Source organism: Pseudomonas sp. FBCC-B35, from assembly GCF_059133755.1.
The window spans coordinates 3148358-3173336 of sequence record NZ_CP101439.1; the positions used below are offsets into that span (position 1 = coordinate 3148358).

A 24979-nucleotide genomic window follows, 5' to 3' on the forward strand; every position below is an offset into this window, starting at 1 on the left:
TCAACCCTCCTTTACCAGGCCGAGGTCATCGAGCACCGTGCGCGTGGCCTGGTAGTAGCGCACATAGCCGGTGCAACGGCAGATGTGGTGACCAAGGCTGGCTTCGATACGTGCTTGCACCTCGCTCTTTTTCAGCGGCTGGCGCTGTGCGGTTTCCACCAGGACTGTGGCGGCGTTGACGAAGCCTGGTGCGCAGTAGCTGCACTGGAACGCGAACAGGTCGACGAACTTCTGTTGGATCGGGTTCAACGTAAGGTTGCCAGCCTCGTCCTGCTGGGCGTGGCCTTCGATGGTACGGACCTTCTTGCCTTCGAAGTAATGGGCGCCGGTGATGCAGGTGCGCACTTCTTCGCTGGTGCCGTCGGGGTTGTCGACGATCACCACGCAGGCGTGGCAGATGCCCTGCCCGCAGCCAAGGCGCGAGCCGGTGAGGTTCTGGTGCTCGTGCAGGTAGTCGATCATCGCCAGGTCGTCAGGGACCTGGACCGGGCCGACCGGTTGACCGTTGAGGGTCAGTTGCAGTGGACGGTTAGCCATTGAGGGCCTCCTGGATACGGGCTGGGGTAATGGGAAGATCGCGTACGCGCTTGCCGATGGCATGGGCCACGGCATTGCCGATGGCACCGACGATCGGGATCATCACCACCTCGGCGATGCCTTTGGACGGGTCGGTGGGTGAAAGCGGCGGAAGAATCTCGCTGCTTTGCGTCCATACCGCCACATCACGCGCGTGCGGCAGGCGGTACCGGTTGAAGTTCCAGTCGCCCTCCCCCGGCCCGCCTTCGTACAACGGCATTTCCTCGGTCAGTGCATGGCCAATGCCCATGGCGATGCCGCCTTCGAGCTGGCCCTTGACCAGTTCAGGCACCAGCACGCGGCCGCATTCGACCCAGCTGTGGTGATCGAGGACCTGCACCTGGTGCGTGCCTTTGTTCACCTTCACCTCCACCAGGGTGGCGACCGGGCTGTAATAGGTGACCATGGCGTTGTTCAACTGTGTATCGGGGTAGGCAGGGTTCTGACGGTCGAGCAGGTGGTAGCCGCTGCTGGTCATCTGCGCCTTCTTGGCATTGGCGGCGCCGTCGCCGTACTTCACGGCCAACGCGTCGAGCGGGAAACGCTCGCGCACGCCGTCGATGACGAAGTCGGACTCAGCCCAGCTCCAGCGGTTGAAACCGTGGACGCTCACGCCTGTTACCAGGCCCATGGCATGGGCCTTCTCGGCCAGTTGCGCAAAAGGAATAGGCGCCAGGCCGTTGCCGGTCAGCTCACCGTTGACCCACACTGCGTTTTCCCGACGCACCACCAGCGGGTTGGCCTGGCCGCCGTGCGGGCCCTGGGTCCAGATGGCCATGGCAGCAGGCCATAGGCCGTGATTGAACAACGCGCGAGCCGCCTCGCGTGTGGCATGGCTGAAATAGAACGCCGAGTTGGTCGCCGACGAGGGTGAGGCCAGCTTGCCGACCCAGCGCGGGTTGCGCAGGGCGGCGTCCTGTTCGGCCTGGCTGATCAGGTACGGGTTGCCGCTGGTGGACAGTTGAAGCTCGGGCCACTCGGTGACGGCAGTGAGCACTTCGTCGGCCGAACGGCCCAGGAAATCGCTGACCACCAGTGCCTGGGAGGTGGACATGCCGGTGCCAAGCTCGGTGCCGATGTGGCGCAGGCTGATGCGCCCGTCGCGGCTGAACTCGATGCTGGCCATGGGTGCTTCGGCGCCGGTGCCGAAGTCTTTCTGGCAGATGGCAAAGCCAGTGCCGTACCAATGATCCGGGTCGCTGGCCTCGCGCCGTTGCTTGCGTGCATCACGGTTACGCCAGCCTTCGTGCTGAGCCGCCTTGTCGAGGATCTCGTGCAGGCGCAATGCACCGGCTGGCACCGCGCCCTGGGTATTCTTCATGCCCGACTTCAGGGCATTGTTGCGCCGCAGGTCAATGGCATCGACGCCCAGGCGGCCGGCCACTTCGTCCACCATCATCTCGGTGGCGGCCATGCTTTGCAGGGTGCCGTAACCGCGCATGGAGCCGGCTTCCACTGCCCGCGAATGATAGGCAGTGACTGCCAGATCGTTCTGCGGCATGTAGTAGATCGACTGGGCAGCGGTAGCGCCTACGGCTGCAACGGAGGGGCTGTAGTTAATGCGACCACCGCCGTCACAGCTCATGTCGGCACGGAAGATCTTGAAGCTGTTGTCCTTCTTGTCCACCGCCAGCTGGTAACGGATGTCGAAGGCGTGGCGCTTGATGCCGCTCTGGAATTGCTCGTAGCGGTCGTTGGCCAGGCGCACCGGCACGCCCTCGCCATACAGCGCTGCCACGGCAGCGTAGAAGACGAAGATGTTGTTATCCTTGGAGCCGTAGCCAACGGTGTAGCCTGGGTGCATGTTCAAGTGCTTGAGGCCAAAGCGTGACGGCTTGATCATGTGCACGCATTCCTGCGCGGCCTCGAACGGGCACTGGGTCGCCACGACGAAATGCAGGGTGCCGCTGGCCACGTCGAACCAACCGTTGCCGTTGTCCGGCTCCAAGGCCGCCGGCTCGATGGAGGGGGTCTTGAAGCGCTCGTCGAAGACCAGCCAGTGCTCGGGCGGGTTGGCCAGCTGTTCGGCCATGCGGTTGGCGTAGAACAGGCCCTGCTCGGTCAGGTCGCCATGTTGGTTGGGCGACTTGGACCACACCGGCTTGCGGTTGAGGATGGTGGGAAACAGCGGCGAATCCTTCAGGCTGGAGAATTCGTCTTCGTCGAACGGGGTGGCGCCACCCACCCGCACGAAGCGGAAACTGCCGTAGGGGTCACGCTGGTACAACGGCGCCTGGGCGCCGTAGCGAATCACCTGGTCGTTGAATTGCAGCAGGCGCTTGGCCTGACGAAAGCGCTCGAAGTCGTGCCAGATCAGCAGCGCCACCGGGTGGCCGATGAACATCGGGACCTTGCCAGGGGGCAAGAGCGGGTCTGGCGAGTGCGCCTCGGGCCAGGCGATGCCGTCGCGCTCCAGGTCGGCAGCGGTGACGATGCGGTCCGGTTGCAACTCGGCACCCAGCACACTGAGGTCGTGGCCTTCATAGAGGCGGTCGGCCTTGGTGGCCTTGAGCAACAGAGCGTGGCCTTGCTGCGCAGGCCAGCCGGGCATGTCCTTGGCACGAATGTCACGGGCGAAGACCTTGTTGCCACAGACTTTCGACAACGCGTCGTTACGAAAGCGCGCCTTGCCGTCATGGTTCATCCATTTGAGCGGCGAGGCGGTAACCCGGTCCTCCATCAGCGCGGCGAACGCCTGGCTGCCAAGCGGCGCCAGGGTCACGCCGACGCCAGCGATCAGGCCGCCTTGCAGAAAGGCGCGCCGGGAAATATCACGGTTGGACATGCTTGATCCTCTGGGCAGCAGGGGGTGCTGCCCATGTGTTCTTAATTCTTGTGCAGGGGTCGAGGGGGTCGAAACCCTGTCGTGCAGGTCAGGAAAAACTGACTTGATTGTCAACTTTACCGCATTGACGCCATCACAAGCAAAGTCAAGCTGACATTGTGTCGCGGTATTTCGTCGAACCCGGAGGTCAGCCGACTTGCTTCAACCCTATTCCCGCGTTAACAGTGGGTTAATCGATCCTCGCCAGCATGGCCCCATTCAACGATCTGCCAAGGCAAACTCATGCGCGTTTTTCTGCTGTTATTGATGGTGCTGCTGGCTGGCCCAGCGCAGGCCAACCCATTCGCCACCAAGCCTGACTTTCTACCCGTCGAACAGGCTTTCGTGCTAACCCACGACCGTCAGGCCGACGGCTCTACCCGCCTGTATTTTCAGATTCAGCCGGGCTATTACCTGTACCAGAAACGCCTGAAGTTCGACGGGCTGCCCACGGCCCAGCATCCGCCCTTGCCTGCGGGCATCAATCACCACGATGAGTTTTTCGGCGACAGCACCGTCTACCGCGAACAGCTTGAGTTGACGGTGCCCCCCGGCGCCCAGGGGCAGTTGCGTCTTGGCTGGCAAGGCTGCGCCGATGCGGGCCTGTGCTACCCCCCGCAGACGACGCTGGTCGACCTGGGAGGCGAAGCCTCGGTCGCCACCCTGGAAGCTGAGCAGGCCAGCGATCAGGCGTTGGCCAGCGGCCTGCAGCAGGGCAACCTGGCCTGGGGCCTGCTGGCCTTCTTCGGCCTGGGCCTGCTGCTGGCCTTTACGCCCTGTTCGTTGCCGATGCTGCCGATTCTCGCCGGGCTGGTGCTGGGCAATGGTGCCAGTGCACGGCGTGGCTGGATGCTGGCTGGCACCTACGTGCTGAGCATGGCCCTGGTGTATGCCGCCTTGGGTGTGGTGGCTGCGCTACTGGGCGCCAGCTTGCAGGCCTGGCTGCAACAACCCTGGTTACTGGGCAGCCTGGCCGCTTTGTTCGTGTTGTTGGCCCTGCCCATGTTCGGCGCCTTCGAACTGCAATTGCCCGCTGCCCTGCGCGACCGCCTGGACCGCGCCGGACAGGGCACGCGCGGTGGCAACCTGTATGGTGCTGCGCTGCTGGGCGTGTTGTCCGGGCTGCTGCTGGGGCCCTGCATGACCGCGCCGCTGGCCGGGGCGCTGTTGTACATCGCCCAGAGCGGCGACGTGCTTCAAGGGGCGCTGGTGCTGTTCAGCCTGGGCCTGGGCATGGGGGTACCGCTGCTGCTGATCGTGACCCTGGGCAACCGCTTCCTGCCACGCCCTGGCGCCTGGATGAACCTGGTCAAAGGCATCTTCGGCTTCGTGTTCCTGGCCATGGCGCTGTACACGGTGCGCAGCCTGCTCCCGGCCAGCTTGCTGTTGGCCTTGAGCGGGGCCTGGCTGATCGCACTGGGCTGGACCGCCTGGCCTGCGCTACAGCGCCTTCCGGCGCTGCGCATTGCACCGTTGCTGGCAGCCATGTGGGGCGGCTTGCTGCTGGTCGGCGCCGCTGCCGGCGGCGATGACCTGTGGCAACCGCTGCGCCCATTCACGGGTGGGACGGTGGCCGCCACCGACTCGCCTGCCCACGACGCCTTCGTCACCGTGAGTACGCCCGAGGCACTGCAACAGGAGCTGGACGCGGCCAAAGGCCGCAACCAGTGGGTACTGCTCGATTACTACGCCGACTGGTGCGTGGCCTGCAAGGTTATGGAAAAGCAGGTGTTCAGCCGCAGCGACGTCCAGGCCGAACTGGCCGGCGTGCACCTGCTGCGCCTGGACGTCACCACCGATACGCCCGCCAGCAAGGCGCTGTTGCAGCGTTACCAGGTGCCTGGCCCACCTACCCTGATCTGGCTCGGCCCAGAAGGCCAGGAGCGCCGGGCAAGGCGCATCACCGGAGAAGTGGATGCCGCCACCTTCGTGCAACAGTGGGCCCTCACCCGGAGCCAGGGCTGATGCTGACCGTGACCCTGGGGCCACTGACCATGGCCCTGAACCATCTGGTGCTGCTTTGTGCCCTGGGCATTGCCAGCGTGGTCGGCTGGTGGGTGGCACGGCGTGGCGGCGAGAGCCCCGAGTCCGCGCTGTTCAATCTGTTCCTGATCGGCCTGTTGTGCGCGCGGATCGGATTTGTCGCGGCCTACTGGTCGATGTACCGGGGCGATCTGCTCCAGATCATCGACATCCGCGACGGCGGTTTCCTGCTATGGCCAGGGCTTGTGGGCATCAGCCTGGCTGCTGTGTGGCAAGGCTGGCGTCGCCCTGGCCTGCGCCGGCCATTGAGCTGGGCGCTGTTCAGCGGCGCCTTGTTCTGGGGGTTGGCCAGCTTGGGTAGCCACCTGTACAGCAAGGGGACCGAATTGCCTGCCATCACCCTGCGCGATGCCGCAGGCGAGTCGGTGGCGTTGCAGCGCTACCGGGGTAAGCCGCTGGTGATCAACATCTGGGCGACCTGGTGCCCGCCCTGCCGTCGGGAAATGCCTGTACTGCAACAAGCGCAAGGCGAGTACCCCCATGTGACGTTCCTGTTCGTCAACCAAGGCGAGACACCTGAAAACGTCAGCACTTTCCTGGCCACCACCGGCTTGAGCCTGACCCACGTGCTGTTCGACGGCACTGGCCTGCTGGCCCAGCGCGTCGGCTCCATGGCCCTGCCTACCACCCTGTTCTACGACGAGGGCGGCCGCCTGCTTGGCAGCCATCTGGGCGAGCTGTCGCGCGCCAGCCTGCGTCACGCCCTGGAATCCTACCAACGGGCCGCCACGCCCGAACCTGCCGCACAAGGACATTGACCATGCGATTGCCTGCACTCTTCCCGCTCACCGCTTGCTTGCTTGCCAGCCCCGCCCTGTATGCCGAAGACCTGCCCAAGGCGGTCCAGCAGTTGCAAAGCAAGGGCGCCGTGATCAAGGGCAGCTTCGATGCGCCCGACGGCCTGCGCGGCTATGCCGCCGAGTACCAGAACAACCCCCTGGCCCTGTACCTGACCCCTGACGGCAAGCACGTGCTGGTGGGCAACCTGTTCGACGAGCAGGGAAAGGACCTAAGCGCCGCCCCGCTTGAGAAGCTGGTCTACGGCCCCATGACCCAGGCGTTCTGGCAAAAGATGGAGAAGTCCGCCTGGATCGCCGACGGCAAGGCCGATGCACCGCGCAAGATCTACCTGTTCAGCGACCCCAACTGCCCGTATTGCAACATGTTCTGGGAACAGGCCCGCCCCTGGGTGGAATCGGGCAAGGTGCAGCTGCGCCACATCATGGTGGGTATCATCCGTGAAGACAGCCCAGGCAAGTCGGCAGCACTGCTCGCCGCCAAGGACCCTGCCAAGGCGCTGCAGCAGCACGAGAAAGCCGGCAAGGCCAGCACCCTCAAGGCCCTGGACAAGGTGCCGGCCGAGGTGCAGCAAAAGCTCGCCTCCAACATGGCCCTGATGCAGGAGATGGGCCTGCAGGCCACTCCTGCGATCTTCTACCAGGACAGTGAAGGCAAGGTGCACAGCCAGCAAGGGGCACCGCGGCCTGAGATGTTGGGGACGATTTTGGGTAAGCGGTGAATAACGGGAATACGCGCTGAAGTCCCTGGGAATTAGAGTCTCAAGGTGCAGTGCAAACAGCCCGGGTATTTGCCCGTGATGCTTCGCACTGAATCCAAAAGCCACTCATTCCTGGGAGCGGCCTCACCGGGGCGCTGGACCGGCCGCGAGAGGCCGCACCGCAGCATCAGGATTTCAGCCCCGCAGCCCCTGCGACTTCGTTAGCCCTTGAACGGACGAACGATTGCTCGTCGCCCGCCGCCCCTCACAACCCCTCCAACTCCGCCATCAAGTCACTCAATCGATCCACCTTGTCTTCATTGAGCGCACTGCCCTGCAGCCCTTCCACGAACACGGCCAGTTCCGCCACCGTGCTGCACTCGAACATCGCCCGCAGTGGCACGTTCAGTTGCAGTTGCTTCTGCACCCGCGAGGCAATCTGGGTGGCCAGTAGCGAGTGGCCGCCCAGTTCGAAGAAGTTGTCGTGCACACCGACCCGGTCGGCCTTGAGCACCTCGGCCCAGATACCGGCCAGCAGGCCCTCGAGCTCGCTGCGCGGTGCCTGATAGGCCTGGCTGTGCTGGCTGCCGATGTCGATGGCGGGCAGGGCCTTGCGGTCGAGCTTGCCGTTGGCATTGTGAGGCAAGGCCTCAAGCCAGGCCCAATGCAGGGGCACCATGTACTCGGGCAGCTCGGCGCGCAGGCGTGCCTTGAGCTGAGCGAGCACCGTGTCGTCGCCCGTGACCCCGTGGTGAGGCACCAGGTAACCCACCAAGTGCTTGCCGTTGACACCTTCCTGCACAGCGACCGCTGCATCGCGGACCTGCGGCTGCTCATGCAGCCGGGCCTCGATTTCTCCCAGTTCGATACGGTAACCGCGAATCTTCACCTGGTGATCAATCCGGCCTACGTACTCGAGCACACCGTCAGGCCGCTGGCGGGCCAGGTCGCCGGTGCGGTACAGACGCTCGCCTGCTGCACCGTAAGGGTGGGGAATGAACGCCAGCGCCGTGCGTGCCGGGTCGCCCACGTAGCCACGGCCCACACCCGTACCCGCCACGCACAACTCGCCCACGGCCCCCAAGGGCACCAGTTGCTGTTCATCGCCCAGCAGGTACAGCCGGTTATTGTCGGTCGGGGTGCCGATGGGCAGGTAGCTGCCTTGGGTAGAGTCGGCATCGACACGGAAGAACGCCACGTCATCCGAACATTCCGCTGGCCCGTAGGCGTTGACCAGGCCGATCCGTGGGTAACGTTGCAGCCATTGCGCCGCCAACTCCGGTGGCATGGCTTCGCCGGTAGGCAGCATCCAGCGCAGGCCGTCCAGCGCCTGGTGTTCGCTGGCAAGCATGCCCTGGATCAGCGATGGCACGCTCTCAAGAACGGTGATGCCGGTGGCCTGGACATGGGTGAGCAGGCCCTGGGGATCGTGGGCAATGGCGTTGGGCACGATTTCAACCTGGGCGCCGAACAGCGGCGCGGCCAGGAACTGCCACACCGAAATGTCGAAGCTCTGCGACGCCGTCTGCGCAATGACATCGTGCTCGGTCAGCGCCAGGTAGGGCACCTTGCTCAGCTGGTTGTTGAGCATGCCGCGCTGCTCCACCATCACGCCCTTGGGCAAGCCGGTGGAGCCTGAGGTGTAGATCACGTAAGCGAGGTTGTCCGGGCCGCTGTGGACCCCAGGGTTGTGGCTGTCCATGGTGCAGGTCTGGACGGTTTCCCACACTAACAACTGGGGCCGTACGCCAGGGTTCAGGGCTTGCAGCAAGGCCTGCCCCTGCTCGGCACAGGCCGCGCTGCACACCAGCACCGGCGCCCGGCTGAGCTCAAGGATGCTTTGCAGGCGCGCAGGTGGCAGGCCTGGGTCCAGCGGCAGGTAACCAGCACCGGCCTTGAAGCTGCCAACGATCATGCCCAGCAGCGGCAGGCCGCGATCGGCCAGCAGGGCCACCGGCTGATCCAGCCGTACACCAGCCCCGATCAATGCATGGCCCAGGCGGTTGGCCGCCAGGTTCAGCCTGGCATAGTCGTACTCGGCGTCCAGGCACCGGGCCACGGTACGCTGGGGATGGGCGGCCACGCGCGCCTCGAACTGCGCGACATAACTCTGCTCCAGGGGGTAAGCCCGCTGAGTGTCGTTGCATGCCTGGAGCAAGAAACGCTGTTCCTCGGCGCCCACCAGCGGCAAGGCTTGCACCTGTTCGTCGAACCCCTGGACCAGCGCCAGGAGCAGGCGCTTGAATTCGGCCAGCAAGCGCTCGACGGTCGGGTAGTCGAAGTAGCGCTGGTCGAACGAGAGGTGCAGGCCCAGGTCATCACCTGGGTAACAGACCGCGGTGAGCGGGAAATTGGTGTGGGTGCGACCTGAGTCGGAGGTAGCATCCAGGTGCTTGGCGTGGTCGAGCACGGCGGTTTCCACCGGGGCGTTCTCGAACACGAACAGGCTGTCGAACAACGGCTGGCCCTTGGGCAGTTCGCTGCACGCCTGGATGTCCACCAGCGGCAGGTATTCGTACTCGCGCAATTCCATGTTGCGCTCCAGCAAACCCTGTAACCACTGGCGCACAGTGCACCCTTGGCCAGCCGCTGGCAGCTGCACACGCAGCACCACGCTGTTGATGAACAGGCCGACGGTGCGTTGCATCTGCGGCATGCTCACCGGCCGACCCGCCACGGTCACGCCGAAGGCCACGTCGCGCTCGCCGCTGTAGCGCGCCAGCACCAGGGCCCAGGCCGCCTGGGCGAAGGTGTTGACGGTCAACTGGTGAGCCTGGGCCAGCTCGCGCAGGCGAGTGCCCTCACTGACCGCCAGGCGCGTGTAGCAATCACCGACGACCATGCCGCTGCCCGCATGCTCATGGCGCAACGGACGATCGCTTGGCAGCGCCGTGGCGCGCTCGAAGCCGGCCAGGTTGGCCTGCCACCAGGCACGCGCGTCGTCCAACCCCTGGCGCTGCAGCCAGCCAATGTAGTCACGGTAGCGCGGCGGCACCGGCAGTTGCGCCTGTCGGTCCTCGCCCAGCGCCTGATAGATTTCGAAGAAGTCGTTCATCAGCAGCGAGCGGCACCAGGCATCGATGAGGATGTGGTGGTTGCTCATCATGAACCAGTAGCGCGCATCGGCCACTCGCACCAAGCGCAGGTGGAACGGCGGCGTGTGCAACACGTCGAAGCCGGCTTCGCGCTCCTGCTTGTGCAGGGCTTGCAGGCGAGCCTCCTGGTCGGCGTCGTCCAGGTCGCGCCAGTCCTGGTAATCCATGGCCAATTGCCCGGGCTTGTGGATGATCTGCAGCATGGCCTCGCCACTGTTCCAGCTGAACGAGGCGCGCAAGGCCTCATGCCGCGCCACCACCTGTTGCCAGGCCTGGGCGAAGCGCTGCGGGTCGACTGCGCTGCTGATGCGGTAGCGGTCCTGCATGTAGTACAGGCCCGTGCCGGGTTCGAGCAGGGTGTGCAGCAGCATGCCTTCCTGCATTGGGGTCAGGGGGTAGACGTCCTCGATCAGGTTGGCCGGCACGGGCAACGCGTCGATCTGCGCCTGGGTAAGGTGCGCCAGGGGGAAGTCCGAGGGGGTGTAGCTGCCCTGCCCGTCTGCCAGGCAATGGTCGATCAGCGCCACCAGTTCCTGGCGATAGGCATTCGCCAGCGTGGCGATGGTGTGCGGCTCATAGCGTTCGCGGCTGAATGTCCAGCGCAGTTGCAACGCACCGCCGTAGACCTGGCCATCGACACTCAGCCAGTTGGGCAGCGCCGCATCCGGGTCATGGGCCAGGCCCACCGGCGCGTCCACCGGCGTGAACAGCGCGCCGTCGTCGAACTGCTGGTCGAACTGCCCCAGGTAGTTGAAGGTGATGCGCGCTTGGGCCAGGGCCGCCATTTGCTCGCGCGCTGCCGGGTCCGCCAGGTAGCGCAGCACACCGTAGCCAAGGCCCTTGTGCGGCACCTGGCGCAACTGCTCCTTGATGCGCTTGATGGACGCCGCCCGTGCCTGGTCATCATCCCCTGCCAGGGGGGACAGGCTCAACGGATAAGCGTTGGTGAACCAGCCGACGCTGCGGGTCAGGTCCATGTCCTCGAACAACCCGTCCCGGCCATGGCCCTCCAACTGCACCAGCGCCTGCGGCTGGCCCGTCCACTGGCACAGGGTGCGGGCCAGTGCCGTCAGCAGCAGGTCATTGACCTGGGTGTGGTAGGCCGCAGGCGCCTGCTGCAGCAACTGGCGGGTCTGCTGGGCATCCAGGCCGATGGTCACGGTCCGGGCATGACGCTGCACGTTGCCGCCCTGGGGATGATCGCAGGGTAGCTCATGGCGTACCTCACCCACCTGGGCCTGCCACTGGCCCAGCTCGTCACGCAGCGAATCGCTGCTGGCATAGGCTGCCAGCCGCGCCGCCCAGTCACCTGGGGCATGGGTCTTGGCCGGCAGGGCCTGGCCTCGGTACAGCGCCTGCAAGTCTTCGAGCAGGATGCGCCAGGAAACGCCGTCGACCACCAAGTGATGGATGGTCAATGCCAGGCGTTGTTCGCCCTCCCCGTCACTCACCAGCAAGGCACGGAGCAAGGGACCGCGCTGCAGGTCGAGGCTGCGTTGCAGGTCGGTGTACAGCGCCTGGCAATCGTCCAGGTCGGCGACCGTGGCCGACCACAGCAGCTGTTGATCATCAGGCTGGGCGTACTCGGCCTGCCAATGGCCAGCAGCATCGCTGAAACGCAGGCGCAAGCTGTCGTGGTGCTCCACCAGGGCGGCCAGCGCGGTGTGCAGCCGGGTCTGATCCAGCGGCACGCGGCATTGCAACAGCACGGCCTGGTTCCAGTGCTGCGGCTGCGCCAACGCGCTGTCGAAGAACCAGTGCTGGATCGGGGTCAACTGTGCGCTGCCCTGGCGTAGGCCTTGCTCGATGCTGTCGGTGACCTGCACCGGCTGCACGATGGCCGCCAGGGCCTGGATGGTCTGGTGCTGGAACAGGTCACGCGGGGAGAATTGCAGGCCTACCTGCCGCGCGCGGCTGACCACTTGGATCGACAGGATCGAGTCACCGCCCAGTTCGAAGAAATTGTCCTGAACACCGACCTGATCGACGTTGAGCACCTCACCCCAGACCTGCGCCAATTGCGCTTGCACATCATTGGTCGGTGCTTGGTAATGCTGGCGAGCCTGGTCGAGGTCGGGCAGCGGCAAGGCCCGGCGGTCCAGCTTGCCATTGCCCATCAGCGGCAGGGAATCGAGCAGCACCAGGTGCGCCGGCACCATGTAGTCCGGCAGATGCTGATGGGCATGGGCTTTGACGGCTTCGCGCAGCTGTTGCTGGGCATGCGGGTCGCCAGCGGCGTGCTGGCTTACGAGGTAGCCGACCAGTTGCCGCACGCCCTGCATGTCAACGGCGATGACCACCGCTTCATCCACATCGGCATGGGCCTGCAAGCGGCTTTCGATTTCACCCAGCTCGATGCGGAAGCCGCGAATCTTCACCTGCTGATCGGCGCGCCCGATGTACTCCACCAGGCCATCCTGACCCAGGCGCACCAGGTCGCCGGTGCGGTACAGGCGCCCGCCGGTGTGGCTGAAGGGGTCGGCGACGAAGCGTTCGGCGGTCAGCCCAGGACGGTCGTGGTAGCCCTGGGCCAGGCCGGCGCCGCCCACATACAGCTCACCGATGCCCCCCTGGGGCAACAGGGCCAGGTCATCATCGAGGATGTAGGCCGTGCGTTGGCCGATCACCCGCCCGATGGGCACGCTGCCCAGGTCGGCCGCCAGCGATTGCGGGGCCAGGGCGGCCAGCGGCATGACCACGGTTTCGGTGGGGCCGTAGGCGTTGAACAGCTGATCAGGGGTGAAGGCCTGGCGGATGCGCTGCAGGTGCTCGCCGGTCAACGCCTCGCCCCCGGTGATCACCAGGCGCATCGGCAGGCACTCGCCCTGCACGGCCAGATGCTGAGCCAACTGGCTGCCGTAGCTGGGCGTGAAGCCCAGCACGCTGACGTGTTGCTCTCGCACCAGCTGGCAGATCTCGTCGGCGCCCCACTGCCCTTGGGCGCGGATGACCACACGTGCGCCACACAGCAGCGGCACCCACAGCCGTTCGCTGGCCGCGTCGAAGTTGATGGAATAGAAATGCAGCTCGCAATCGTCACTGCGCATGCCAAACGCCTGGATCACTGCCTGGCAGTGCATGGCGAACTCGCCATGGCTGACCACCACACCTTTGGGTTTGCCGGTGGACCCGGAGGTGTAGATCAGATAAGCCGGGTGCTGCGCCAGGCTGACATCGTCCAGCGGCGCCTCGCTATAGGCGCCCAGCGTAGGCTGGTCGTCTTCCAGGCTCCAGCAGGCCAGGTGCTCCGGCAGCGGCCCGAGGTCTTGCAGCAAGCGGCGTTGGCTGAGCAGTACGGCGACCTGGCTGTCCTCGATCATGTAGCGCAAGCGGTCCAGCGGGTACTCCGGGTCAAGCGGTACATAGGCGCCACCGGCCTTCAGTACTGCCAGCAGGCCGACGACCATTTCCAGCGAGCGTTCGAGCGCCACGCCCACCCGCACCTGCGGGCCGACACCGCGCTCGCGCAAGGCGCGGGCCAGGCGGTTGGCCTGCTGATCGAGCTCGGCGTAGCTCAGGTGCTGGCCGGCGAACGTCAGGGCCCGTGCTTGCGGGTCTTCGGCCGCCTGGGCCGCGAACAGCCCATGCAGTGTATGCCGCGCCGTGCTGACCGGCTCGCCGCGCAGTTGCGCGACCAGCCCCTGCTGTTCGGCGCTGCTGAGCATCGGCAGTTCGCACAGGCGTTGCTGCGGCTGGTCCAGCAGCCCGATCAGCAACTGCTGCCAATGCGCGGCCATGCGGGCAATGCGTGGCGCGTCGAACAGGTCCTGGCTGTAGGTCAGGCAGCAGCCCAGACGGCCATCAAGGTCCGTGACCTCCAGGTAGAGGTCGAACTTGGTGGCGGCTGCGTCGTTGACCAGGTAGTCCACCTGCATGCCGGCCAGCGTACGGCTTTGCTGGAAGGCCCAGCGCTGCACGTTGCACATCACCTGGAACAGCGGGTTGTAGGCGCTGCTGCGCGGCGGGTGCAAGGCCTCGACCAGTTGTTCGAACGGCAAGTCCTGGTGGGACTGCCCCTCGATGGCGGCCTGGCGCACCTGCTCGAGCACCTCGGCAGCGGTCATCTGGCCGTCCAGCTCGCAGCGCAGCACCTGGGTGTTGAGGAAGGCACCGATCAGCCCTTCGCTCTCGGGGCGGATGCGGTTAGCCACCGGGGCGCCGATACGCAGGTCGCGCTGACCACTGTAGCGGTGCAACAGCACCGCCAGGGTGGCGGTCATGGTCATGAACAAGGTCAGGCCACGCTGGCTGTTGAAGGTGTGCACGCGCTGCACCAGCGCAGGGTCCAGCTCGAACCTGTAGAGCTCGCCCTTGTGGCTTTGCACGGCAGGTCGAGGGCGGTCGGTGGGCAGCGCCAGTACCGGGTGCTCTTGTCCCAGCCGCTGTTTCCAGTAAGCCAGCTGGCGAGCGCCCTCTCCGCTGTCCAGCCATTGCCGTTGCCATACGCTGTAGTCCAGGTACTGGACGGGCAAGGGCGTCAGCGGCGACTCACGGTCGTCAACAAAGGCTTCGTACAGCTCGCCCAGTTCGCGGGCAAAGATATCCATGGCCCAGCCTTCGGTGACGATGTGGTGCAAGGTGAGCACGAAGACGTGTTCGCGCTCCTGCAGCTTGACCAGGCAGGCACGCAGCAAGGGGCCACTCTCCAGGTCGAACGCCTGGTGTGCCTGCTGGTCGGCCAGCTGTTGCAGGCGCTGCTGGCGGGCAGCGTCGGGCAGTGCACTGAAATCTTGCCAGGCCAGCTGCAGGTTGCTGTCGTCGGCCACGCATTGATAAGGCACGCCCTCGATGCTGGGGAAGGTGGTGCGCAGGGTTTCGTGACGCACGACCAGCGCGTGCAACGCCCGCTCGAAGGCATCTACATGCAGGGTGCCGCGCAGGCGCGCCATGCCGCCGACGTTGTAGGCCGGGCTGTTGGGCTCCATTTGCCAAAGGAACCACATGCGCTGTTGCGAATAGGAAAGCGGTACCGCCTGACGGCGATCCACGCGCGGGATGTCGCCTTGCGCATTGCGTTCACCGCTGGCCTGGATGCGTGCGACTTCAGCGCAGAAGGCGCCCAGCTCGCTGGCGTCGAACAGGGCTTTCAACGGTAGCTCGACGTCGCAGGCCTGTCGCGTGCGCGAGACGATTTGCGTCGCCAGCAAGGAGTGCCCGCCTAGGGCGAAGAAATCGTCCTGCAAGCCGACCTGGGGCAGGCCCAACACCTCGCACCAGATGGCCGCGACCTGCCGTTGCAAGGGGCTGTGTGGCTCGATGTGCTCACGCTGCTGCCACACAGGCGCCGGTAATGCCTTGCGATCGACCTTGCCGCTCGGGCCGAGCGGCATCTGCGCCAGCCACATCAGCTGTGCGGGCACCATGTAGGCCGGAAGTTGCTCGGCAAGCGCCGCGAGCAAGGGGCCCGATTCGGCAGTGCCGCTGTAGTAACCCACCAGTTGTGCGCCGACGGTGTCCTGATGAACCCGCACCACCGCCTGCTCGACGCCGGCCTGGGCCAGCAGGCAGGCCTGCACTTCTTCGGGCTCCACGCGGAAGCCACGTACTTTCACCTGGTGGTCGAGGCGGCCCAGGTACTCAAGCGCCGGGTACTGCACCAACCAGCGCACTCGGTCGCCGCTTCGGTACAGGCGCTGGCCATTGCCGCCAGGCTGGGGCACGAAGCGCTCGGCCGTCAGGCCAGGGCGGCCCAGGTAGCCACGGGCCAAGCCCGTGCCACCCAGGTACAGCTCGCCCGGCACCCCAGGTGCACTCAGGTGCAGCTCATCGTCCAGCACCTGACACAGCACATTGCCCAACGGGCGGCCCATGGGCGAATGCCCACCGTCGCTGGCGGTGCAATGCCAGTGGGTGACGTTGATGGCGGTTTCGGTCGGGCCGTAACGGTTGTGCAGCTGCACCTGTGGCAGCACCTGCAAGACCCGGTCGCGCAAGGCAGCCGACAACGCCTCGCCGCCGGAGAACAGGCGGCGCAGGCTGCTGCAGCCCGCAGCCTGGGGCTCCTGGACGAATACCTGCAACAAAGATGGCACGAAATGCAGGGTGGTCACGCCATGGGCCTGCACCAGCGCTGCGATGCGCTGCGGATCGCGGTGCTCACCGGCACCGGCAAGTACCAGCTTGCAGCCGGTGATCAGCGGCCAGAAGCATTCCCACACCGAAACATCGAAACTGATCGGTGCCTTCTGCATCAACACGTCGTCCGCGCCAAGTGCGTAGGTCGCCTGCATCCACTGCAGCCGCTCGGCGAGCGCCCCGTGGGTGTTGCCTACGCCCTTGGGCTGGCCAGTGGAGCCGGAGGTATAGATCACGTAGGCCAGGTTGTCGGCGTCCAGGTGGAGCCGGGGCGGTTGGCTCGGCCAGTTGTCCAGGTGCAGTTGGTCCAGCGCGATCACGCCAACACCCTGCACGTGCGGCAGCGTGGCCAATTGGCTGCTGTGGCTGAGCAGCAGGCCGGCATTGCAGTCGGCCAGCATGAAGGCCAGACGCTCGGCCGGGTAATCCACGTCCAGCGGCACATAGGCGCCGCCGGCCTTGAGGATGGCCAGCAGGCCTACCAGCAGCTGGGGCGAGCGCTCAATGGCGATGGCCACGCAGGTATCGGGGCCCACGCCCTTGTCGCGCAGGTAATGGGCCAGGCGATTGGCCTGCTGATGCAGTTCGGCGTAACCGAGGCTGCCGCCCTCCCAGGCCAGTGCCGTGCGCTGCGGGTGCAGGCGAGCCTGCTCATTGAGCTGCTCGACCAGCAGCTGTGGCGGCTGCGCAGCCGGCGCTTGCCCCCAGTCCAGCAAGCGTGCACGGCTCGCCTCATCCAGCAGGGGGACTTCGCCGATGGGCAGCTGCGGCGTTTCGCAGACGTGCTCGAACAGGCTCAACAGGTGCTGAGCAAGCCGCGCCACCGTGTCCTGCTCGAACAGTTCGCTGGCGTAGTCGAACGCCAGGCGCACACGGCCCTGGTGATCTTGCTCGCTGTGCAGTTGCAGGTCGAACTTGGCTTCCCGGCTGTGCCAGGGCAGCTCTTCGGCCAGCAGACCCGGCAGGCGCCGCAGCGCCGACAGATCGCGTTGCTGGTGGTTGAACATGACCTGGAACAGGCCTTGTTCACGGGCCTGGGGCAGCGCCTCGACCAACTGCTCGAACGGCAGGTCCTGGTTGGCCTGTGCGTCAAGGGTGGCCTGGCGCACCTGGCCGAGCAATTCGGCGAACGGCAGTCGGCCGTGTACCTGAGCGCGCAGCACCTGGGTGTTGATGAAGAAACCGACCAGCCCTTGGCTTTGAAGGCGCGAGCGGTTGGCATTGGGCACACCGACCCGGATGTCGGCCTGGCCGGTATAACGGTGCAGCAGCGCCTGCCAACCCGCCAGCAGCACCATGAACAAGCTGCATTGGTGTTGATGTGCCAAGGCGTTGAGGGCCTGGGACAAGTGCGCAGGCACCTTCACGTTCAGGCGTGCGGCGTGGTTGCCACGCTGGCTGGCGCGGGGGTGGTCGGTGCACAGGTCCAGAACCGGCGCCGCATCGCCCAGCTGATCGCGCCAGTAGGCGAGCTGACGCTCGGCTGCACCCTCTGCCAACCAGGTGCGCTGCCAGTTACCGTAGTCGGCGTAGCCCAGCCCGAGCGGTGCCAGCTTGGGTTCCAGGCCCTGGCAATAAGCCGCATAAAGACGCGCCAGCTCGTCCATGAGCAAGGTGAGCGACCAGCCATCGGCAACAATGTGGTGCAGGGTTACCCAAAGCTGGTGATGCTCCTCGTCCAGATGGACCAGCGTCAGGCGCAGCAGCGGCCCTCTCTGCAGATCGAAAGGCAGGCAGGCCTCGGCCTCTCGCTGGCTGTCGACCTGCTCGGGCGCTTGCCCCTGCAAGTCAAGCCGCTGAAGGTTCACCGGCAGGTGAGCCAGGACGCGTTGCCATGGCTGGCCGTCGGCTTCGCTGAACACCGTACGCAAGGCTTCGTGGCGCTCTACCAGCGCCTGCAGGGCGGCTTCCAGAGCAGGTTCATCCAGGGCCCCGCGCAGTTGCAGGCCAGCAGGAATGTTGTAGGCAGCCGATTGCGGCTGCAGTTGCCAAAGCAGCCACAGGCGGTTCTGCGCCAGCGACTGGGGCAGTGGCCTGTCGCGGGGCAACAGGTCGATGGCCCCCGCTTGCTGGCCTTGGGCAAGGCTTGCAGCAACCGCCTGGGTGTAGTCGGCCAGCACTGGGGCCTCGAAGAGGGTGCGCAGGCTCAACTCGATGCCCAAGGCGTCGGCCAGCGCTGCCGTGACCTGGGTGGCGGCAATGGAGTTGCCGCCCAGCAGCATGAAATGATCGTCCGCCGCCACCGCCTCGACCTTGAGAATGTCGCACCAAAGACGCGCGATTTGCGCCTGCAACCCTTCACCGGTCACGGTCTCGGTGGCCGGCAAAGCGGGTTGTGGAAAGCGCGCGTAGCAATCGAGGGTGCCATCGTCCATGCGCAGACGACAGGCCGAGCGCTGGAGTTTGCCGCTGGAGGTCTTGGGCAAGGCACCTGGGTTGAGTAACAGGACCACGGCCGGGGCCTGGCGGCACGCATCGGCGACAACATGACGAAGCGTTTTGATCAGTGCATCGGGGGCGGTCGTCTTCTGCACGTTGCGGCTGATTTCCACGGCCACGCCAATGGCTTGCTCACCCTCGTGCTCGACGGCAAACACGGCCACCCTCCCCTTGCGCAGCGTAGGGACCTCACGCTCAAGGGTCTTTTCCAGGTCCTGCGGGTAGAGGTTCTGCCCGCGCACGATGAGCATGTCTTTCAGGCGACCGGTGACGAACACCTCGCCGCCGCGCATGAAACCCAGGTCGCCTGTGCGCAGCCAGCGCTGGCCATCCATCTCGACGAACGTCTGAGCGCTGGCCTGGACATTGCGCCAGTACCCGTGGGCGATGCTTGGCCCGGCAGCCCAGATTTCCCCTACCTCATTGTCCGCCAGCACCTGGCGCTGCCGGGGTTCGACGATGCGTACCGCATGGCCGGGCTGTGGCCAGCCGCAACTCATCACCACACTGCCCTCACCGGGCTCGGCACGGTTTTCGGCGAAGGCCTGGGCATCGAGCGCCAAGGCGCCGATGCCCTCACCGCGGCGGCTGCCGCTGACGAACAGCGTGGCCTCTGCCAACCCGTAGCTGGCGAAGAAGCTTTGTGGGTTGAAGCCGCAGACCTGGAAGGTGTCGGCGAAGGTGGCCAGGCTGTCCTGGCGAATCGGCTCGGAACCCGAGTACGCCACTCGCCAGCGGCTCAGGTCGAGCCCTGCCAAGGAAGCCTTGCTGATCCGCTCGCTACACAGCCGGTACGCAAAGTCGGGGCCGCCGCTGATGGTGCCGCCGTACTCACTGATGGCCTGCAACCAACGCAGCGGCCGTGCCAGGAAATAGCCAGGCGACATCAGTACGCAGGGTACGCCGCTGAAGATCGGCTGCAGCAGCCCGCCGATCAGCCCCATGTCGTGGTAGAGCGGGAGCCAGCTGACGATCACGTCGTCTGGGTTCAGATCGATACCGAAGCCGTGGCGGATCAGCTGTTCGTTCGCCACCAGGTTGCCGTGGGTGACCTGCACGCCCTTTGGCAAGGCCGTGGAACCGGATGTGTATTGCAGGAACGCGATGTCATGGGGCTGCAATGCAGGCTCGCGCCAAGCCGCCGCCTGTGTCGGATCGAGCTGGTCAACGGCCAGCAGCTCCGGGGCCTGCGCGGCTTGCAGCGCCTCCAGGCCCTGGAGACTTTTTTGCAATGCCGCGACGGTCAGCAGCAGGCGCGGCTCGGCGTCGTCGATGATCGAAAGCAGGCGCTCCTGGTGGTGCTGGCGTGCGGACTCCGGTGGGTAGGCCGGCACCGCGATGACGCCGGCGTACAGGCAGCCGAAGAAGGCCGCCACGTAGTCCGGCCCGCTAGGGAACAACAGTACGGCACGGTCCCCGAATGCGGCCCGTGCCTGGAGCGCAGCCGCGATGGCGCGCGCGCGCTGGTCGAGCGCCTGGTAGGTGAGCACGGCCTGTTCGCCGGGCGCATCGGCCAGAAAGCGCAAGGCGATCTTGTCCGGGCTCTGTGCGGCGCGTTGCATCAGGGCCTGGACCAGCGAAGTCGGGAGTTCGAAGGCATGCGTCATGGGTGTTCCTGCCGGTGTCGAGGTGGGCGGGCCGGTGTGGCCACCTGCAGGGGCGGACAGCATCAGCGGCCGGGGATGTACAGAGGGGAACGGATGGCGGGGGGCAGAAATTAACGAAGCGCGGGCCTGTGGGAGAAAAGACGGGCGTACGCGTTAACCAGGCGCCGCGTGATGCGTGGCGCCATGCGGCGGGTACGCACGCGAGTCGGGCGCGACTTAGAACTGAAAGATACAGATACTAATTTAGTTTCGTATTTGACAATCATTATCATTCTGAATAGCTTGTCGCTCGTCCCAGGACGCGTCCTACAAATCAACGCGCTCTTTACCCTATGCTTCCAGGTGATTTCCATGGCGGAACAACTGTCCACAAGTAAGTGCGATTCACCACTGCTCCAAGCGTTCGTAGAAAACCGCAGCATCTTGCTCAAGATTGCCGCCCGCATCACCGGCTGCCGCTCGCGGGCCGAAGATGTGGTGCAGGACGCCTTCTTCAGGCTCGGCAGCGCCCCGCAGATCACCTCTTCGTTCAAGGCGCAGCTGAGCTACCTGTTCCAGATCGTGCGCAACCTGGCCATCGACCACTACCGCAAGCAGGCGATGGAGTTGAAATACTCCGGCAGCGAGGAAGAAGGGCTGAACGTCGTCCTGCAGAACGCCTCGCCCGAAGCTACCCACATCAACCTTGCGGCCCTCGACGACATCGCCCGCGCACTGAACGACCTGCCGCCACGCACGCGGTATGCGTTCGAAATGTACCGCCTGCATGGTGTGCCGCAGAAAGACATCGCCAAGGAACTGGGCGTCTCCCCTACCCTGGTCAACTTCATGATTCGCGATGCGATGGTGCATTGCCGGAAGATGACGCGCTAGGCACGGCGCGAAGGGGGACGGATGACCCGTGTAGAGCGGCCTGGCCGGGGCGCCGGACCGGCAAGGCCGCGCCTACCCAGCCGGTGCGCATCCGCAAAATCACTGGTTTGAAGTGCGATACCGGGTAGTTGTCGAACCTCCGTCAATACCCTCCTTAAACCAGCGTGCACCGATCGAAAAAACGCTCCCGCCCCAGAATCATCAGCGCAGCCCGCTTGTGCGGGAAGTCGAACACTTTGTCGCAGTGAAAGCACTGATCCTGCATGTAGCCGATCATCCGCGCATTGTCGGCACGTGGCTCGGCGACAACGCGCTGGGTGCGCGGGTCATCCAGGAACAGGTAGTGCACCAGCGCGCAGAGCCAGCTGGCGACCTTGTGGGGGCCGCGGTGTTGCTGTTCGCCTACCAGCATGTGGATGCCACGGTCATAATCGTCGGCCTGATAGAACGGGGCGATGCGGTCTTCCTTGGCCCAATAGGCTTCGAAGTAGGCAAACGGCTGATCATCGAAGCAACCGATCAGCGTGAGGGTATGAGGGGCCGCTTCTAGCTTGGCCAGGTACTCGCGGTGCTGCGCCAGGCTACCCCCTTCCTGCCAGAACGCCTCTACCCGCGGCTCGTTCTGCCAGCGGTTGAAGCGCTCAAGATCGTGCTCGATTTCCAGGGTGCGCAGCGATACCCAGCTGCCCAGCCGCGCATCGAAGCGCCGGTACACTTCGCCTCGCGGCTTGGGCGCTCGCAACGGGTGGCGTTTGCCCGCGCTGATGCGCATCTGTTGCGGATACACCGCGGCCTGCACTTCACCCAGCCACGGCTGAGGCAACTGCCAGAACAATGCCCGCTGGCACAGGTACTGCCCCGGTTGCTCGCTGCTCACCAGCAAGCCAGAGGCCAGCGCTTGGGCGGGCACTTCATGCAGCTGCCAAGTCAACGTCTGGCAGGTGAGGTCCTGGGACAACAGCCAATAGCACGCCGCCCACAGCGCCTGGTAGGGTCGCTGCGAGCAGACCCATTCCACCTGCACGACTGGAGTGCCTTGGGTGTGCACCCGCAGGGCGATCAAGGGTCGAGCTTCGAGCGACAGGCACAGAAAACCGTCGCGCTGCTCGGCGCTCAGGCTGCGCCAGCGTGGTGTGTAGGGTGTCGGCAAAGCGGCATCTGAGGGCATGGGCGATACTCGGTGACGTGAAAGAAAGGCTCACTCTGCAAGACGATGCCACCTCCCCCGGATTTAGCTGCTGCCCTTGAGGGGGGATTACGGGCGCCCGGCAGTGACCGTGATCCCGTAGGGTTCGAAGATGCGCGCCAGCTCGCCCTTCTCGCGCAGCGCCTGCAGCAACCCGGCAAACGCGGTGGCTGACAACGGCCCACCTGCGCGCAGCACGGCATAGTGATGGTAGACCTGATCGATACGCCCCGATGCCGCCAGCCGGCCCTGGCTGGAGGGGTTACGGGCCAGAAAATCGGTGAGGTACGAGCGGGTCACCAGTGCGATGTCGGCGCGACCGGCCTGCACCATGAGCAGGTTGCTGTCGTGGGAATAGGTCAAGGTGGCGTTGAAGGCCTTGCGCAGGTAGGTGGGGTCGGGGTTGAACCCTGCGAAGGCATAGTGGTAGCCGTTGAACATGGCCAGGCGCTTGCCCTGCAGGTCATCGACATAGTGCGGGTCGGCCAGGCTGCTGGTACGCCCTACGAACACTTCGGCGTCTTCAAGGCCCATGTCCACCGCCTCGTGCGGCACGTGCGCCCAACCCCATTGCGGGTTCTCGAACACTGCCATGTCGGTACGGCCTTGCAGCAGATCGCCAAAGCGTCGTTGCACCGAGGTGGGCACCAGCACGAAGCGATAACGGGGTTGCGACAGGTTCAACGCGTCGATCAACTGCGTCAGCAGACCGGTGCCCGCACCTTGCTCGGGACGCACGGTGTACGGCGGGAAGTGAGCAGCCCCGACCCTGACTTCCACCCGCTCGACCGCCCGTGCCGACGGCGCCAACCAACAGGCGGCAGAAATAAACAGTGCGGACAGGACCTTGAGGCCGGGCGCTAGGGTCAAAACGAACACTCATCACATGCAAGAACGGGATCCGCTTACGCTAGGCGCTTTCCGGACCCGGCACAACCACCGGGTCGCGCCCTTTATGCCAAAGCAGGCGGCAAAATGCCAGGGGGTGTCGGGAGGCGGGACTTTGGCTACGCTCTAGCATGACCTGGAAGGGAGCCTGATATGGGCCATTGGTTGGTGATCGACCTGGAAGCGACGACAGACGACGGCGGATGGCCGGTCGCAGACATGGAAGTGATTGAAATCGGCGCGAGCCTGGTAACTGGCCAAGGCCGCGAGGTCGATCATTTCCAGCGCTTCGTGCGGCCACGCAGGCGGCCTCAGTTGACGCCATTCTGCCGCGAGCTGACCCACATCAGCCAGGCGAACGTGGACTCGGCGGCCCCCTTCACCGAGGTGTGGCCCAGTTTCGAACGGTGGCTGGCGCACCATCAGGCGCAGTTGCAGGCCTGGGTGAGTTGGGGCGACTACGACCGTGTGCAATTGCTCCAGGAATGGCGGCAACATGGCCTGGACAGCGCGCTGCGGGCACTGCCGCACATCAACCTCAAGCAGCGTTTTGCCAAGGCCCGCCACCTGCAGCGTCCGACGGGGCTCAACAGTGCCCTGCACATGGCCGGCATGCACTTTTGCGGCCAACAGCACAGGGCCTTGGAAGACGCGCGCAACACCGCGCGCCTGCTGCCGTTGAGCCTGCCAAGCGGTTGATGGGCGGCGCCTGTCAAAGCGGATGACGGCGCCAGTGGCCTTGGGCATACTGGCCAGCCTTTTTGCCCTCTTCTGTTACTGGAGTCGCCCATGTTCAAGGTCAACGAGTACTTCAACGGCACCGTCAAGTCGATCGCTTTCACTGGCGAAGAAGGCCCGGCCACCGTCGGTGTGATGGCCCCTGGTGAATACGAGTTCGGCACGGCCAAGCGTGAAATCATGCACGTGGTCTCGGGCGAGCTGGCCGTGAAGCTGCCGGGCAGCGATGCTTGGGAAACCTTCGCGACTGGCACCCAGTTCAACGTGCCGGCCGACAGCAAGTTCCAGTTGCAAGTCAAGGTCGATACGGCTTACCTGTGCGAGTACCGCGACTAAGCCTGCCCCAGGCCGAGTGCCTCACTCGGCCGCATGCCCTTGATGAACCCGGGGTTTGCCACCGCGCATCGTCATTGCCCATCCAGAAAGCGCGCCACCTTGTCGGCCGCTGCCTGCAAGTGCTGTTCATGACTGAACCCGGAAGCCCTCAGGGGCTTTAGGTCATGATCGCCCGTCGCCAGCCACTGCACCTCGATTGCAGGTGACAAGGCGTACCGCTCAACCGCCTCCCGATTGCCCAAGGCATCGCGCTCACCCTGAACGATCAGGGTCGGGGTCTGCAACCCGGCCAGGTGTTCGACCCGTGGCTTTTCCGGCTTGCCTGCTGCATAGAACGGATAGCCCAGGCACACTAGCGCATCGGCCCCCAACTCGTCCGCTACCAGGCTGGCCATGCGCCCGCCCATCGACTTGCCCCCAATCGCCAATTTACCCGCGACCAAAGGTCGCACGTGTTGGTACACCTCGCGCCAGCATTGCAGCAAGGCCGGCTGCGGATTGGGTGGCCTTCTGCTGCCGCCTTGCCGACGCTGGGCCATGTACGGGAACTCAAAGCGCACCACGGCTACCCCACGTGCTGCAAGCCTTTGCGCCATCTGCTCCATGAACTCGCTGTCCATCGGCGCCCCGGCGCCATGGGCAAGGATCAGGCAGGTCCGATACGGCTCACCGTACACCCAGTGTTCAGGTGTGCAGCGCAAGCCTGGGACATTTCCGACCTTGGCCCATTGATCCCCGTCAATGCAGGCATTTTGCCCATTACTCATGCTTGCCTCGCTCTATAGCCTGCCAATAACCGTG

12 protein-coding genes are annotated in these 24979 nt (G+C 65.1%); 6 read left to right on the top strand and 6 right to left on the bottom strand.

Annotation, left to right across the window (positions count from 1 at the left end):
• A complete protein-coding gene (locus tag NMB38_RS14240; RefSeq protein ID WP_023535868.1) occupies positions 1 to 537 on the bottom strand; it encodes a (2Fe-2S)-binding protein in 537 nt (178 codons plus the stop codon).
• The gene (locus NMB38_RS14245; protein WP_027916036.1) at positions 530 to 3361 is read right to left on the bottom strand and encodes a xanthine dehydrogenase family protein molybdopterin-binding subunit; all 2832 of its coding nucleotides are present in this window, start codon (positions 3359 to 3361) and stop codon (positions 530 to 532) included. Before NMB38_RS14245 ends, NMB38_RS14240 begins: the two co-directional genes overlap by 8 nt.
• A gap of 282 nt (positions 3362 to 3643) precedes the next feature.
• Here NMB38_RS14245 and dsbD point away from each other — a divergent pair, with 282 nt between their 5' ends.
• Genes dsbD through dsbG form a run of 3 tightly spaced genes read left to right on the top strand, consistent with a single transcriptional unit; the run spans position 3644 to position 6962 of the window.
• Positions 3644 to 5365: a protein-disulfide reductase DsbD gene (gene dsbD / locus NMB38_RS14250; RefSeq protein ID WP_286885741.1), complete on the top strand. Its 1722-nt coding sequence runs from the start codon at positions 3644 to 3646 to the stop codon at positions 5363 to 5365.
• A complete protein-coding gene (locus NMB38_RS14255; protein ID WP_027916034.1) occupies positions 5365 to 6201 on the top strand; it encodes a TlpA disulfide reductase family protein in 837 nt (278 codons plus the stop codon). The genes dsbD and NMB38_RS14255 overlap by 1 nt, the downstream gene beginning before the upstream one ends.
• A gap of 2 nt (positions 6202 to 6203) precedes the next feature.
• Positions 6204 to 6962, top strand: a complete 759-nt coding sequence (gene dsbG, locus NMB38_RS14260; protein ID WP_181074243.1) for a thiol:disulfide interchange protein DsbG — start codon at positions 6204 to 6206, stop codon at positions 6960 to 6962.
• Positions 6963 to 7206: 244 nt separating this feature from the next.
• Here dsbG and NMB38_RS14265 read toward each other — a convergent pair whose 3' ends face one another.
• Positions 7207 to 20157, bottom strand: a complete 12951-nt coding sequence (locus NMB38_RS14265) for a non-ribosomal peptide synthetase (protein WP_494354812.1) — start codon at positions 20155 to 20157, stop codon at positions 7207 to 7209.
• Positions 20158 to 20508: 351 nt separating this feature from the next.
• Here NMB38_RS14265 and NMB38_RS14270 point away from each other — a divergent pair, with 351 nt between their 5' ends.
• Positions 20509 to 21030, top strand: a complete 522-nt coding sequence (locus tag NMB38_RS14270; protein ID WP_027916031.1) for an RNA polymerase factor sigma-70 — start codon at positions 20509 to 20511, stop codon at positions 21028 to 21030.
• Positions 21031 to 21184: 154 nt separating this feature from the next.
• On the opposite strand, the gene NMB38_RS14275 is transcribed toward NMB38_RS14270, so the two are convergent.
• Both NMB38_RS14275 and NMB38_RS14280 read right to left on the bottom strand, forming a co-directional pair.
• Positions 21185 to 22198, bottom strand: coding sequence for a GNAT family N-acetyltransferase (locus NMB38_RS14275; RefSeq protein WP_027916030.1), 1014 nt, complete (start codon positions 22196 to 22198; stop codon positions 21185 to 21187).
• Between the two features lie 87 nt (positions 22199 to 22285).
• Positions 22286 to 23086 carry a substrate-binding periplasmic protein gene (locus NMB38_RS14280; protein WP_027916029.1) on the bottom strand — a complete coding sequence of 267 codons (801 nt, stop codon included), beginning with the start codon at positions 23084 to 23086 and terminating at the stop codon, positions 22286 to 22288.
• A gap of 171 nt (positions 23087 to 23257) precedes the next feature.
• On the opposite strand from NMB38_RS14280, the gene NMB38_RS14285 reads away from it, so the two are divergent.
• Together NMB38_RS14285 and ppnP are read left to right on the top strand one after the other, a co-directional pair.
• Positions 23258 to 23803 carry a 3'-5' exonuclease gene (locus tag NMB38_RS14285; protein ID WP_023535887.1) on the top strand — a complete coding sequence of 182 codons (546 nt, stop codon included), beginning with the start codon at positions 23258 to 23260 and terminating at the stop codon, positions 23801 to 23803.
• 90 nt (positions 23804 to 23893) lie between these two features.
• Entirely contained in the window at positions 23894 to 24178 is a 285-nt protein-coding gene (gene ppnP, locus NMB38_RS14290) for a pyrimidine/purine nucleoside phosphorylase (protein ID WP_027916028.1), read from the top strand.
• Between the two features lie 71 nt (positions 24179 to 24249).
• On the opposite strand, the gene NMB38_RS14295 is transcribed toward ppnP, so the two are convergent.
• Positions 24250 to 24945 (bottom strand): alpha/beta family hydrolase, encoded by a 696-nt coding sequence (locus NMB38_RS14295; RefSeq protein WP_027916027.1) that lies wholly within the window; start codon positions 24943 to 24945, stop codon positions 24250 to 24252.
• Between the last annotated feature and the right edge of the window lie 34 nt (positions 24946 to 24979).